Source organism: uncultured Bacteroides sp. (assembly GCF_949298305.1).
GTDB lineage: Bacteria > Bacteroidota > Bacteroidia > Bacteroidales > Bacteroidaceae > Bacteroides.
Genome location: NZ_CASFWU010000075.1, coordinates 1 through 13863 on the forward strand (window position 1 = coordinate 1; position 13863 = coordinate 13863).

9 protein-coding genes, 1 tRNA gene and 1 riboswitch are annotated in these 13863 nt (G+C 56.7%); of the genes, 8 read left to right on the forward strand and 2 right to left on the reverse strand.

The window, feature by feature from the left end; genetic code table 11:
* Positions 1 to 935: 935 nt before the first annotated feature.
* Positions 936 to 1149, forward strand: a riboswitch (cobalamin riboswitch).
* Positions 1150 to 1305: 156 nt separating this feature from the next.
* The 7 genes from Q1Y74_RS10450 to cbiD are packed head-to-tail and all read left to right on the forward strand — an operon-like array spanning position 1306 to position 12389.
* Positions 1306 to 3666, forward strand: coding sequence for a TonB-dependent receptor (locus tag Q1Y74_RS10450; protein ID WP_300814245.1), 2361 nt, complete (start codon positions 1306 to 1308; stop codon positions 3664 to 3666).
* 26 nt (positions 3667 to 3692) lie between these two features.
* On the forward strand, positions 3693 to 5024 hold the full coding sequence (locus Q1Y74_RS10455) for a hypothetical protein (RefSeq protein ID WP_300814247.1): 1332 nt from the start codon (positions 3693 to 3695) through the stop codon (positions 5022 to 5024).
* A gap of 13 nt (positions 5025 to 5037) precedes the next feature.
* Positions 5038 to 5970, forward strand: coding sequence for a sirohydrochlorin cobaltochelatase (locus Q1Y74_RS10460; RefSeq protein WP_300814248.1), 933 nt, complete (start codon positions 5038 to 5040; stop codon positions 5968 to 5970).
* A gap of 39 nt (positions 5971 to 6009) precedes the next feature.
* Entirely contained in the window at positions 6010 to 7419 is a 1410-nt protein-coding gene (gene cobJ, locus Q1Y74_RS10465; protein WP_300814249.1) for a precorrin-3B C(17)-methyltransferase, read from the forward strand.
* A 25-nt stretch (positions 7420 to 7444) separates the two neighbouring features.
* On the forward strand, positions 7445 to 8662 hold the full coding sequence (cbiE, locus tag Q1Y74_RS10470; protein WP_300814255.1) for a precorrin-6y C5,15-methyltransferase (decarboxylating) subunit CbiE: 1218 nt from the start codon (positions 7445 to 7447) through the stop codon (positions 8660 to 8662).
* Between the two features lie 20 nt (positions 8663 to 8682).
* Positions 8683 to 10482, forward strand: a complete 1800-nt coding sequence (gene cobM, locus Q1Y74_RS10475; RefSeq protein WP_300814250.1) for a precorrin-4 C(11)-methyltransferase — start codon at positions 8683 to 8685, stop codon at positions 10480 to 10482.
* A gap of 23 nt (positions 10483 to 10505) precedes the next feature.
* Positions 10506 to 12389: a cobalt-precorrin-5B (C(1))-methyltransferase CbiD gene (gene cbiD / locus Q1Y74_RS10480; protein WP_300814252.1), complete on the forward strand. Its 1884-nt coding sequence runs from the start codon at positions 10506 to 10508 to the stop codon at positions 12387 to 12389.
* Between the two features lie 95 nt (positions 12390 to 12484).
* Here cbiD and Q1Y74_RS10485 read toward each other — a convergent pair whose 3' ends face one another.
* The gene (locus tag Q1Y74_RS10485; RefSeq protein ID WP_300814253.1) at positions 12485 to 13201 is read right to left on the reverse strand and encodes a tetratricopeptide repeat protein; all 717 of its coding nucleotides are present in this window, start codon (positions 13199 to 13201) and stop codon (positions 12485 to 12487) included.
* Positions 13202 to 13409: 208 nt separating this feature from the next.
* Here Q1Y74_RS10485 and Q1Y74_RS10490 point away from each other — a divergent pair.
* Positions 13410 to 13483, forward strand: a tRNA-Arg gene (locus Q1Y74_RS10490).
* A 134-nt stretch (positions 13484 to 13617) separates the two neighbouring features.
* On the opposite strand, the gene Q1Y74_RS10495 is transcribed toward Q1Y74_RS10490, so the two are convergent.
* Positions 13618 to 13863 (reverse strand): transposase (locus tag Q1Y74_RS10495; protein WP_300814254.1); only part of this gene is annotated, 246 nt, incomplete at its 5' end.

Consider the following 13863-nt stretch of genomic DNA (forward strand, 5'->3'; position numbering starts at 1 on the left):
GTTCCGAGGTGTGGGAGACATCAAGTTCTTTATGTTCAGACTTGCTACGCAATACGCTTGATACACCATGCCTACCAACCGGGAATATCCGCTGACCCCAAAAGAGCTATCGCCACATTGATTCCTAATTCTCGGAATGGAAACCAGAAGTTAGTAGTCATTCTTTTGAAAGAAGTACGATTTAGTCCTTCAGCTATCTGATAAAAGACTTCGACCGGTGGCTGCCTGATGGCAAGAACCGTTCAGAAAGACACACTCTGTTATTATACAACAGATGTTTACCCTAGATTTGCAGCCGAGCTGTTTCTGTATGTATTACTTAAGACGTACCACTTGCACGCGCACCAACGTCGTAACGTTTGTGCAGATATATCCCGGTCAAGAGACCGGGCTTGAGGAATCTTACAAGCTTGCCCGCATCCACCTATCCAGGCATACCAATTTCTTTTACAGATTATTATGAAAAACACCTAAGAAAGTTTCCAGCAAGGGGCAGCCCCCCCTTGAGACATCTGAAAGTATTTCTGTCTTTTATTCCTTCGGCAGGTTAACTACTGTCAATATTTGCATAACTTAAGTAAAACGGCCCTATAAATCTGTTTTCATATGGGGTTTAAAGTGGATAACTAACGACTGAACATGCCCTCTACCGGCTCTCTCCTGCCGGGGCTTCAGACTACCTATAAGTAGTTGACCAATTACTTATGGCTAATTTAGGAACTACCTATAAGTAGTTGGAGGATTACCTGCACTTGCATTGGATTCGCAACCAACCAGGCGCCGGCAGCACCGCGGAAGAGACAGAGTTGCACAGCTGAAAAAACGGCGCTTATCTGCCGGAACCTGCACCATGCGCGTGCCGCCATCTACGGCCACAGACAAAGCTACTGGAAAAAGAATCCGGTGCTTTTTGCTGATAATCCGGAAAAAACAGCTATCTTTGCCGCAGTTTTGGTTTCGCGACCGCCACTTGTCCCGGAGGCCGCGATGAAAAGGGAATCAGGTGCAAATCCTGGACAGACCCGCTGCTGTGAGTTTCATCCCAAGTTTTAGGATAATCTCTTTGCCACTGTCCGCCGCCAAACGGGGACGGGAAGGCTTCCTAAGACGAAACGAGTCAGAAGACCTGCCAAGACTGCATGGTTTTTACGCTTTCGGGAAATAAAGCCGTAAAACATCGAGCCTGTGGCCTTCTTTATTTTCTCCCCCCTCGGGACCTGAAGAAACCAGACTTCTTTGTCACTCCCCTACTCTATTCCCCCGAAAGCGCAAAGACAGAACGCTTCACTAAAAAAAAGGAACGGAATGAAAAGAAGTGCATACATCCTGCTGCTGTTGCTCGGCCTGCCGCACCTGTTTCTGGCGGCACAGAACCAAGTCACCCTGTCGGGCAAAGTCGCCGACCGGACAGGCGCACCCCTGCCGCAAGTGACCGTCGCCGTGGAGAACACCTCCCGGGGCACCTACACGGACGACGGGGGAAACTACTCCCTGCGGCTCGTGCCGGGCAGGTACACGCTGGTGGTCTCCTTTCTGGGCTACCGCACCGTGAAGGCCGACATCGACCTGCGCCACGACGAAGTGAGAAACTTCACGCTGGAGGAAAGCTCCGTCAGCCTGAACTCGGTAGAGGTCTACGGCAAAAGCCGGACGCAGCAGCTGAAGGAGGGCGTCTTTGCCGTCAACGCACTGGACGTAAAGTCACTGGCGGGCTCACTGAACAACCTGAACAGCCTGGTAGACCGCACCACGGGTATCAAGGTGAGGGAAGAAGGCGGCGTGGGCTCGGACTTCGACCTGTCCATCAACGGTCTTTCGGGCAACTCGGTGCGTTACTTTCTGGACGGCGTGCCGCTGGACGCCAAGGGGAGCGGCGTGTCGCTGGCCAACCTGCCGGTGAACATCATAGACCGCATTGAAATCTACAAGGGCGTGGTGCCCGCCAGCCTGGGCACGGACGCACTGGGCGGAGCCATCAACATCGTCACCAAGGAAGAAAAGGAGAATTACCTGGACCTGTCCTACGGAGCAGGCTCGTTCCATACGCACAAGGCCGACCTGAACGCCCAGTTCGTGGAGCGCAGGACGGGACTGATTGTAAGGCCCACGGTGGGCGTGAACTACTCGCAGAACGACTACACCATGAAAGGGGTGGAAGTGTGGGACGAAGCCCAGGATGCCTACATCTATGCCGACCGCAAGCGTTTCCACGACGGCTACTTCTCGCTGCTGGCACAGGTGGAAGCCGGCTTCACCAACCTGCCCTGGGCAGACGCCCTCTTCGTGTCCGGTTCCTACTCGAAGACGGACAAGGAGTTGCAGACGGGCTCGGTGCAGACGGTGGTCTACGGCATGGCCGAAAAGCAGACCGACGCCTGGAACGTCTCCGCCCGCTACCGCAAGCGCGACTTTCTGGTGAAGGGGCTCCAGCTGAACGCATCGCTGTCCCACACCTGGGACCACTCGCTGACCGTGGACACCGCCTACCGGAAATATGACTGGAACGGCGACTACATCCTAAGCTCGCGCAACGAAATCACCGGCAACAAACGCTCCATACGCCACTACAAGCGTCCCATGACCCTGGTTCACGCCAACGCCGACTACAGCCTGAACGCCCACCACAGCCTGAACCTGGACTACTCGCTGAACCGCACGGGCAACCGTCGCTACGACGACCTGGACACGGACTTCGAGCCGTCGAACGACGTGCTGGCCAAACACATCGTGAGCCTGTCCTACCACCAGTCGCTGCTGGACAACCGCTGGGACAACACCTTCTTCGTCAAGAACTACACCAACCATGCCGACATCCGCCAGACCGACCTGGGAGCCACCACGGGCTCCAACACGGTAAGCGGCTCCCTCACCAAGAGCTACCCGGGCTACGGCGTGGGAACCCGCTTCAGCGTGGCCGAAGCCTTTGCGCTGAAGGCCTCCTTCGAGCACAGCATCCGTCTGCCCATGGCCCGTGAGTTGCTGGGCAACGGCACCACCATCTATGCCAACGTGGCCCTGAAGCCCGAAAGCAGCAACAACGCCAACCTGGGCTTCTTCGGCACCTGGCATCCGGCCGCCGGCCACACCCTGTACTACGAAGCCAACGGTTTCCTGCGCTTCGCAGACAACTTCATCCAGATGCAGGTCATCGAGAAGGAAGGCATGATGCAGTACCGCAACGTGCCGGCCGTACACATCAAGGGGGCGGAAGGCGAGGTGCGCTACGACTGGCAGCACAGACTGCAACTGTCGGCCAACCTCAGCTACCAAGACGCCCGCGACCAGCAACGCTACAAGACCGACGGGAAGCCCTCTGCCACCTACAACAACCGCCTGCCCAACCGCCCGTGGCTGTTCGGAGGCGGCGAGGCGAACTATACCTTCCGCAACGTCGGGCTGCCGGACAGCAAGCTGCGCCTGGCCTGCAGCTACCAGTGGGTACACTGGTACTTCCTGACGTGGGAAGCCTACGGCTCGTACGAGAACAAGTCGCGCATACCCACGCAACACATCTGCGACGCCGCCCTCACCTACTCCTGGAAAAACGACTGCTACAGTCTGTCGCTGGAGTGCACCAACCTGCTGGACCGCACGGCCTACGACAACTACAAGCTGCAGAAGCCGGGACGGGCCTTCTTTGCCAAATTCAGACTGTTCATCAATTAACCCTAACAATTTAATAAGTATCAGACATGAGAAAATTCAAGTCTTTATTCAGCGCATGTATGGCCGTACTGATGGCCGCGTCTTTCACTGCCTGTTCGGACGACCCGAACGATGGTCCCGGCGGCAATCCCGGAGGTGACTCCGGCGAAACCACCCAGAACTACCACTTCGACCTCTTCATGAGCGTAGGCAAACATGGCGGCATGAGCCAGGGCGACGGCACCATCGTGCGCAGCGTCTCCAGCCTGGGCGCCGATGCCGAAAAAATATCGATTGAGGGCATCGGATCGGAATTTGAATCGGACGGCAACACCTATACCATGGAGGCCATCGTGAAAGGCAAATACTACTACGAAGTGCCCTACCAGCCGGCCGACCGCTTTGTGAAGCTGGAGGTGAACTACGACCCCGCCACGGGCAAGAACGCCCTGAACGTGGTGGCGCAGCGTCCGTTTGCCGACGGATGTACGTTCAAGGCCCGCTCCTACACACACGCCTGGCTGAATGACAACACCCTGCTCATCATGGCCGCCAACGGCGATACGGACAAAATCATCTGGACCAAGCTGAACGCTGACAACATGACCATCGAAGGCAGCGGCACCGTGGAAGGCATCAGCGCCCCCGAAGGCTATCCGGTGCTGACGACCTCGGGCATCCTGACCTACCGCCAGAGCGACGGCAAACTCTACTACTTCTACTTTGCCAAGACCTCGAAGCGCAACGGCAAGGCCACTCCCTACTTCTATACAGCGGTCATTGACCCGACGACCATGAAAGTGGAGAGCAACGAGCCCAATAACATTGCCGAACAGATGGCCGGCAGTGCCTACGGCGAACTGATGCAGAACTGCGTGATGTATGACGAGGCGGACAACCTCTATCTGGCCGCCTTCAGCCCCGACGCCAACGGCAAGGAGATAGGCAGCCTGCTGCGCATCAACAAGGGCGAGACCAAGTTTGACGCCAGCTACGAAGGCTACCCCAACGCCGACGGCAAGCTGCTCACCCTTCAGTATCTGGGCAACGGAAAGGCACTGGCCTATGCCCGCGACGACAACGGCGACCCGCAGGACGGCACACAGAACATCAGTTCCTACTGCCACTACTACACCATCATCAACCTGGCCGACGGCAGCCGCGAACGCCTGAAATACAACGGAGAGGAAATCCCCTACAGCGCCGGACGCTTCTCGCAACGCACAGCCGTGGTAGACGGCAAGGCCTACATTGGCGTCAACACCCGCGAACAGTCGTGCATCTACGTCTACGACATTGCCACCGGAAAGGTGGAGAAAGGCGCGGAAGTGGACGACAGCTTCTACTTTGACATCCTGCGGGTCATCAGCAACGATTAAAACAGAACGCACTATGAAGAAAGCACTGGTTTTATTCCTGTTGCTGCAAACCGCCCTCTTCTGCCAGGCGCACGAAGGGGGCGGCTTCGCAGTAAGCGACCTGCTGGCCGGCATGGGTCGCGGCGACAAGGCCGCACTGCTGATGGTACACTTCGGCACCACCTATGACGACACACGTACCCTGACCATTGAAGCCATCAACCGGAAGGCCCGGGAGGCGTTTCCCCAACTGACCCTTCGCGAAGCCTACACCTCGCGCATCGTCATCCGCCGCCTCCGCACCCGGGGTGTGGAGAAGCAGACACCACTCGAAGCCCTGTTGAGCCTGCGCGGCGAAGGCTATACGCACGTCATCGTGCAAAGCACGCATATCATCGAGGGAGTGGAGATGGAATCGCTCCGCAAGGACGTGGAGGCCGTAGCTCCCTTCTTCAAGGAAATCCGTGTGGGCACTCCCCTGCTCTACTCGGTAGAAGATACCGAAAAGGTAGCGGATATCCTGGCCGTACGCCACGGCGGGGCTGCCACGGGCAGAAACCATGTGGTGCTGGTGGGACACGGCACCTATACCCCCGCCACCGCCATCTATAGCCAGCTGGACTACATGCTGAAGACCGCCGGACACGAACGCTTCCACGTGGCCACCATTGAGGGCTACCCCAGCTACGAAACCGTACTGGCCCGGCTGAAGGCCGCACGCGCCAAGGAGGTGACGCTGGTACCCTTCATGTTCGTGGCCGGCGACCATGCGCGCAACGACATTGCCGGCGAATGGAAAGAAGCACTGGAAAAGGAGAGATTCGGCGTGCGTGTCTGCACGGAAGGCCTGGGTGAGATTGCCGAAGTGCAGGACATCTTCATCGGGCACATCCGCTTCCTGCTGACACACCGCATGGTGGACATCCAGGAGAAAAAGGCCCGCTACGCCGCAGAATCCGACAAATAGATGTATATTTGCGAATCCAAAAAATAACCTGGGAAAGAAATGAAAAAACCTAAGATAATTGTCGCCGGGCTGGGTCCCGGCAGCGAAACGGACATCACCCCCGCCGTAATATCCGCCCTGCAGGAGGCCGACGTGGTGGTGGGCTACAAATACTACTTCCAGTTCGTCACCCCCTACCTGCGTCCCGACACGCAGTGTGTGGACACGGGCATGAAGCGGGAAAGGCAGCGGGCGGAACAGGCCTTCGAGCTGGCTGAACAGGGAAAGACGGTCTGCGTCATCAGCTCGGGCGATGCGGGCATCTACGGCATGACTCCCCTCGTCTACGAAATGAAGCGGGAGAGGAACAGCCGGGTAGAGATTGTCTCCCTGCCAGGCATCAGCGCCTTCCAGAAAGCGGCCTCGCTGCTGGGTGCTCCCGTAGGACACGACTTCTGCGTCATCTCCCTGTCCGACCTGATGACCCCGTGGGAAACCATCGAGAAAAGAATTGTGGCGGCAGCCACCGCCGACTTTGTGACCGCCGTCTACAATCCCCGCAGCGAAGGACGCTACTGGCAACTGCACCGGCTGAAGGAGCTGTTTCTGGCTCACGGAAGGTTGCCGCAGACTCCCGTAGGCTACGTCCGTCAGGCTGGCCGCCCGGAGCAGGAGGTACACATCACCACCCTGGGCGAATTTGCCCCGGAACAGACCGATATGTTCACCGTAGTCCTGATAGGCAACTCGCAGTCCTATGAATGGAACGGCGCCTTCATCACCCCGCGCGGATACTACCGGGAAGAGACTGATGAAGGAACCGGCATCGGGCAGGAAATCATGATACGCAGCTTCCGCACCATCGAACGTGAATTGAAACGCAAAGACCTGCCTACCGACCACAAATGGGCCCTGCTGCACGCCATACACACCACGGCCGACTTCGAGATGGAGCACCTGCTGTACACCGACCCGGATGCCGTGGCCTCGCTCTACCGCCGCATTGCGGAAGGCCACCTCAAGACCGTGGTCACCGATGTGACCATGGCAGCCAGCGGCATCCGGAAAGGAGCCTTGCAACGGCTGGGAGTGGAGGTGAAATGCTATCTGGGCGACCCGCGCACAGCAGCCCTGGCCGCTGAGAAAGGCATCACCCGCACACAAGCCGGCATACGGCTGGCCGCAGCCGAACATCCGGACGCCCTCTACGTATTCGGCAACGCACCGACCGCACTCATGGAACTGTGCGACCTGATTCGCAAGGGTAAAGCCTCTCCGGCCGGCATCGTGGCGGCACCGGTGGGCTTCGTACACGTGCAGGAATCGAAACACATGGTGAAGCCTTTCGCCCAGATTCCGAAAATCATTGTGGAGGGACGCAAAGGGGGCAGCAACCTGGCCGCCACCCTGGTGAACGCCATCCTCTGCTACAACGATGCGGAACTGCTGAGACCGGGAAGAGACGTCTGATGAACTAAACATGGAGAACCAGCGCATGAGCCGACATTTCATCGTCATCGGAATGGATGACAACCGGACTCCTTTCTTTCCTCCGGAAGTTATGGAACACATCCGTGCCGGAAAAGTGTTCTCGGGAGGAGTCAGACACCGCGAAATCGTGCGGGAACTGCTGCCCGCAGACGCCCGGTGGATTGCCATCACTGTCCCCATAGACAACGTGTTTGCCCAGTACGAAGAGGTGTTTGCCGCCGATGACGACGCAACCATCGTGGTGTTCGCTTCGGGCGACCCCCTGTTCTTCGGCTTCGCCAACACCATCCGGCGCAAGCTGCCCGACGCGGCTCTGCGCCTCTACCCGTACTTCAACTCCCTCCAGTTGCTGGCCCACCGGCTGGCCATGCCCTACGATGACATGCGTACCGTGTCGCTCACCGGCAGGCCGTGGCAGGAACTGGACCGGGCACTGATGGAGCAGGCCGGCAAGATAGGCATCCTGACCGACCGCGAGCATACCCCGGCTGCCATCGCCGCCCGAATGATGGAATATGGCTACACCGGATACACGCTGTACGTGGGAGAACACCTGGGCAATCCGGACAAAGAGCGTGTCCGCCGGCTGACACTCGAGGAAGCCGTACAGAAGACATTCGAGCACCCCAACAACCTCATGGCCGTCCTGACGCAGCCAGCCTGCGGACGGCATCACTATTGGGGCATCCCCGACGAAGCGTTTGCCCACCTGGACGGACGTGCACGCATGATAACCAAGGCTCCCATCCGTCTGCTGAGCCTGCAAACGCTCGAACTGAACCGCCGGAAGGTGTTCTGGGACATCGGATTCTGCACCGGCTCGGTTTCCATCGAGGCCCGCCTACAGTTTCCACATCTCACTGTGGTGGCCTTTGAGGTCAGACCGCAGGGACGCGAACTGATGGAGACCAACGCCCGCCGCTTCGGCGCACCCGGCATCACAGCCGTCATCGGCGACTTTCTTACGGCCGACCTCCGGCAACTGCCCCGACCGGATGCCGTATTCATAGGCGGACACGGCGGACGGTTGAAGGAAATGCTGCACCGCGTGAAGGAGGTGCTGCAACCCGGCGGATGCCTGGTCTTCAACTCCGTAACGGCCGAGAGCAGAGAAGCCTTTGCGACAGGAGCCACCGAAGAGGGCTTCTGCCTGCACCCCACCCTGCACATCGCACTGAACGACTATAACCCCATAGACATCATGAAAGCCACGCTTTCGTAAACTAACTGAAAGAAAACAGCATGAAAACAGCCCTTATACTTATATCGGAAGGCGGCAAGGATACAGCCCGGAAACTGACCGCCGAATGGAACGACATGGAATTGTATTCCCCCATCCGGACCGAAGGATATGTACACATTGCCTCCCTCGCGAGCTGGATGGAACAGGCCTTCGGACGCTACGACGCTTTCGTCTTCATAGGCGCCATGGGAATCTGTGTGCGCACCATCGCTCCCCACATCCGCGACAAGCACACGGATCCCGCCGTACTATGCGTGGACAGTACGGGACGGTATGTCGTATCGGTATTGGCGGGACACATTGGCGGTGCCAACGGCCTGACCGAAGCCATGGCCCACACGCTGGGTGCCGAACCGGTCATTACCACCCAGAGCGACCGGACCGGACTATGGGCGCTGGACACGCTGGGGAAACGGTTCGACTGGCACACGCAGCCGCTGGAGGGCGACAGCCTGAACACGTGCATCAGCCTGTTCGTCGCCGGCAAGCCTACCGCCCTACTACTTGAAATCCGCGACAAGGGCACAGACTGGCTGGAAGCCCACCTGCCCGCACAAGTCCAGGTGTTCACCCGCCTGGCAGACATCGACTTCACCCGCTTCCAACTGCTGCTGTGCGTCTCCCCACGCATACCGTCGCAGGTGCCGGTTCCCACCGTCTGCTACGTACCCGCCATTGTCCACGTTGGCCTGGGACTGGCCCGTCAGGCCGGCCCTACGGACGAGGTCATCGGACAGGTTTACCAGACGCTTGCCGAGAACGGCATCTGCCGCCAGGCCATCGCTTCGCTGTCCAGCATTACGGAGAAGAAAGACGAACCGATGCTGCAGGCACTCGGCAAGGAATATCCGGTTACGCTCTATCCGGCAGAGGAACTGGCAGGGGTAGATGTCCCACATCCCAGCGAAACCGTACAAAAGCACATGGGCACCTCCAGTGTCAGCGAAGCGGCAGCCATCCTCAGCTCGGGGAACCCGCACTTGCTGCTGCCCAAGAGCAAAGGGAGCAACTACACTGTGGCCGCATCGGTAGACAGCCGCTTCCTCCGCCAAGGTCACATCGAGATTGTAGGAGCAGGCCCCGGCGACCCCGAACTGATTTCGGTACGCGGCAAGCAGATGCTGGAGAGGGCCGACCTGGTGCTGTATGCCGGCAGCCTGGTGCCCCGCGAACTGACGGCTTATGCCAAGCCCGGCGCCACCGTGCGCAGCTCGGCCTCGATGGACTTGGAGGCACAGTTCGAACTGATGAAAGATTTCTACGACCGGGGAAAATTCATTGTCCGGCTGCACACGGGCGACCCCTGCATCTACGGAGCCATTCAGGAACAGATGAACTATTTTGACCAATATGGCATGAGCTACCACATCACTCCGGGCATCTCCTCGTTCCAGGCTGCCGCAGCAGCCCTGAAGTCGCAGTTCACCATTCCGGAGAAGGTACAGAGTATCATCCTGACACGCGGAGAGGGACGTACCCCCATGCCCGAACGGGAGAAGCTGCACCTCATGGCCCGCTCGCAGAGCACGATGTGCATCTTCCTGAGTGCCGGCATTGCCGACCAGGTACAGGCCGAACTGCTGCAGGAATATCCCGAGACGACACCCGTAGCCGTGTGCTACCACCTCACCTGGCCCGACGAACGCATCTTCCGGGGAGAGCTGAAAGACCTGGCCCGGATAGTAAGCGAAAACCGACTGACGCTGACCACCATGATTGTGGTAGGCGAAGCCATCGGTAACCGCGAAGGCCTGTCGCGACTCTATGCCCACGAGTTCAAACACCTGTATCGCCCATAACCGCCCAGCACCACACATCCACCATGATTCTGATTTTAGGAGGTACAACCGAAGGACGCATTGCCGCCCAAACGCTCGAAGAAGCGGGAAAGACGTATTTTTATTCGACTAGAGGCGACGAACAGGAAATCTGCCTGCACCACGGTGTACGCCAGCAGGGAGCACTGGACGAAACAGGGCTGTACACCTTTTGCCGCCAGCACGGCATCCGCCTGATGGTGGATGCCGCCCACCCTTTTGCAGAACAACTGCACCAGACGGTGGAACAGGTGTCCCTGCGCCTCGGCATTCCGGTGGTGCGGCTGGAACGCATCTTCCCTACACGCGACGAAGTGCACCTCTGCTGGTGTCAGGACTACGAAGAGGCCGTCCTGCAAATCAGACAGGCTGGCATCGGTTCCCTGCTGGCACTGACGGGTGTGCAAACCATCGGCAAGCTGAAAGCCCTCTGGCAGGAAAAGGAAGGTTGCCGCTGTCGGTTCCGCATCCTGGACAGGGATTCGTCCAGGGCGATGGCCGCCCGGCAGGGATTCCCCATGACAGACATCTGCTATTATCACCCCGAAGAGGATGAACGGACCTTCCTGGCCCGACTGAAGCCGGATGCCATACTAACCAAAGAGAGCGGTACCTCCGGCGGATTTTGCGAGAAAGTGGATGCAGCCTTGGAACTGGGCATCCGTGTCTTCGTCATCCGGCGGCCCGAAACGCCCCGCTCCTTCTACACAGCCAACGGCGAACACGGACTGCGAAGAATGGTCGAAAAGCTGTTGCCCGACTTCTATCCGCTACACAGCGGACTGACCACAGGAACCTGTGCCACGGCTGCCGTCACTGCCGCCACCCACTATCTTCTGACGGGAGAGTGCCTGTCGGAGTGCCCGGTCATCCTGCCTGACGGAGAAACCATACCCGTACAGACTGAGGTAGAACCGTCCATCGCCCACTCGACGAATGCCGACGGCTGTCTCACCCTGACCGCCCGCGCCTCTGTCACCAAAGACGCCGGAGACGACCCGGACATCACGGACGGAATGAGAATCTGCGCCACCGTAACCGCCACAATGGCATCGAACTCCCTGCACTCCGCCCCCAGAGAGACAGCCATCACCCTGCAAGGAGGTGAGGGCGTAGGCACGGTAACAATGCCGGGATTGGGCCTGCCGCTGGGAGCACCCGCCATCAACGATACGCCTCGAAAGATGCTGGAGGAGAACGTCCATAAGGTGTTGAAGGAGTGTGACGGCTCGCAGTCTGTACAAAGCCTCTGCATCACGGTTTCGGTTCCGGGCGGCGAGGAAATAGCCCGCCGCACGTTCAATCCGCGCATCGGAGTTGTGGGTGGAATCTCCATCATCGGCACCTCGGGCATTGTCAAGCCCTTCTCCTCGGAAGCCTTCATCAACTCCATCCGAAAAGCACTGGAAGTGGCACAGGCAACAGGCAGCCACCGGATTGTCATCAACTCCGGTGCCAAAAGCGAAAAGTTTCTGCACCGCTACTATCCCGAGCTGCCCCTCCAGGCATTTGTGCATTATGGCAACTACATCGGCGAAACCATTCGGATTGCAGCCGAACTGGGTATCGGACATCTCACCTTGGGACTCATGATAGGAAAAGCCGTCAAACTGGCCGAAGGCCATCTGGACACCCACAGCAAACATGTCACCATGAACCGGACATTTGTCCTGGATGTGGCCCGCGAAGCAGGATGCAGCAATGGAACACTGGAAAAAATAAAGGGCATCAACATGGCGCGGGAACTGTGGGACATCCTGCCCGCAGAAGAACAAACGGCATTCGCCCACCGACTGACAGTCCGATGTGCCAGACATTGCGCACCCCTCCTTCCCCACGGAGAACTGACCGTCCTGCTCATTACGGAAACGGGAAACATCCTTTCATAACAACAGATTGCCCCCTAAAAAAGAACTACGGCCGTCAAGGGAGAATCAAATTTCCCCTTGACAGCCGTAGCCTGTCCTGCCAGATACAGCAGAAATTATTTCAATACTGAATTGATATAGTTCAGCATCGTATTTACATTGTCCAGCATCTTCTTTTGAGCGGGTTTGTCAGCAGAAAGCAGCGGCACAAGCTGTTCCAGATACTTCTTGGCCGACTGGAACTCAACCTTGGCCTTCTCGGCATCGCTCTGAACCAAAGCGGCACCCGTAGAGTAATACAGCGAACCCAGGCTGTTGAGAGCATTGATGTTGTTGGGCTGGATTTCGATTGCCTGCTTATAAGCATCCTCAGCCTCTGTCACCTTCTTGGCCTTCTGAGCCATGATGCCTTGGTTTACATAATAAGTGGCATACAGTCTTGTCAGCGTTTTGTTGCCCGGATTGGCTTCCAAACCTTCTTTCAATGTAGCTACGTATTCATTATCCTTCTTCAGGTCCTTCAAAGCGCCGGCCTTGCCAATATAGGCATTTGCCAAATTATATTTCTTTTGTACGGCAATGTCGAAATACTTCACAGCATCTGCCGGCTTCTTGATTTTATCTGCACAAATACCACAGTTGTATGCAATGACAGAGTCTTGATTGTTTGTCTGGTTCATGTAAGAACTGAAATTGGTGTAAGCTGTCTGATAATCCTTAGCTTCCAAAGCTGCAATTCCATCGTTTCTCAACTTGGCAAGCTCAGGAGTGTCTTGCGCAAATAAATTAAAGGCTGCACAACATAGTGCAAGAGATAAGATTAATTTTTTCATATTGCTTTTAAATGTTTAAAATTGATAATCCAAAATTAATGGAGTAAAACGGAGCAACAAAAACTTTTTAACTTTTTTGAGGTTTTTACGAGAGTAGTAACATGTGTTATATTACGTAAATAGCAAAATAAAGCCTATACATAAAAAACTAAAGCAAATATTTGCAGCATTCATAAAAAAGAAGTAATTTTGCACCGCATTTAAGGCTGGTTCCGTAGCTCAGCTGGATAGAGCAACGCCCTTCTAAGGCGTGGGTCTTGCGTTCGAATCGCAACGGAATCACAAAGAAGGAAGTTCTTAAAACACTGATAATTACAGGTTTTAGACTTCCTTTCTTCGTTTCTTCACCTGCCTTTGGGAATTTTGCCGGGTCTACGTAAAAATGGTTCAACGTAACAACCTGAGGGATTCATAATTTAAGCATAAATTTTAGTCAGTCTGAAGAGGAAAAACACCTTGTCCTTGACTTCCCTGAACTGTGTTCTGAACTCCTTGATTTTGGCATTGAACGATTCGGAAGCCGCATTAGTGGAACGCCTGTCGAAGAAGTTGGCGATTTCCGGATAACCTGAGTTTTGGATAACACTCTCAACATAGTGAGAATATCCACGAGTATTCCCTGCGGAGAACCTTCCGTTCTTCGCTTCCACATGTTTATGTCC

Coding starts and splice junctions, on each gene's coding strand:
- Q1Y74_RS10450 (WP_300814245.1), top strand. CDS start 1,306: ATGAAAAGAAGTGCATACATCCTGCTGCTGTTGCTCGGCCTGCCGCAC.
- Q1Y74_RS10455 (WP_300814247.1), top strand. CDS start 3,693: ATGAGAAAATTCAAGTCTTTATTCAGCGCATGTATGGCCGTACTGATG.
- Q1Y74_RS10460 (WP_300814248.1), top strand. CDS start 5,038: ATGAAGAAAGCACTGGTTTTATTCCTGTTGCTGCAAACCGCCCTCTTC.
- cobJ (WP_300814249.1), top strand. CDS start 6,010: ATGAAAAAACCTAAGATAATTGTCGCCGGGCTGGGTCCCGGCAGCGAA.
- cbiE (WP_300814255.1), top strand. CDS start 7,445: ATGAGCCGACATTTCATCGTCATCGGAATGGATGACAACCGGACTCCT.
- cobM (WP_300814250.1), top strand. CDS start 8,683: ATGAAAACAGCCCTTATACTTATATCGGAAGGCGGCAAGGATACAGCC.
- cbiD (WP_300814252.1), top strand. CDS start 10,506: ATGATTCTGATTTTAGGAGGTACAACCGAAGGACGCATTGCCGCCCAA.
- Q1Y74_RS10485 (WP_300814253.1), bottom strand. CDS start 13,201: ATGAAAAAATTAATCTTATCTCTTGCACTATGTTGTGCAGCCTTTAAT.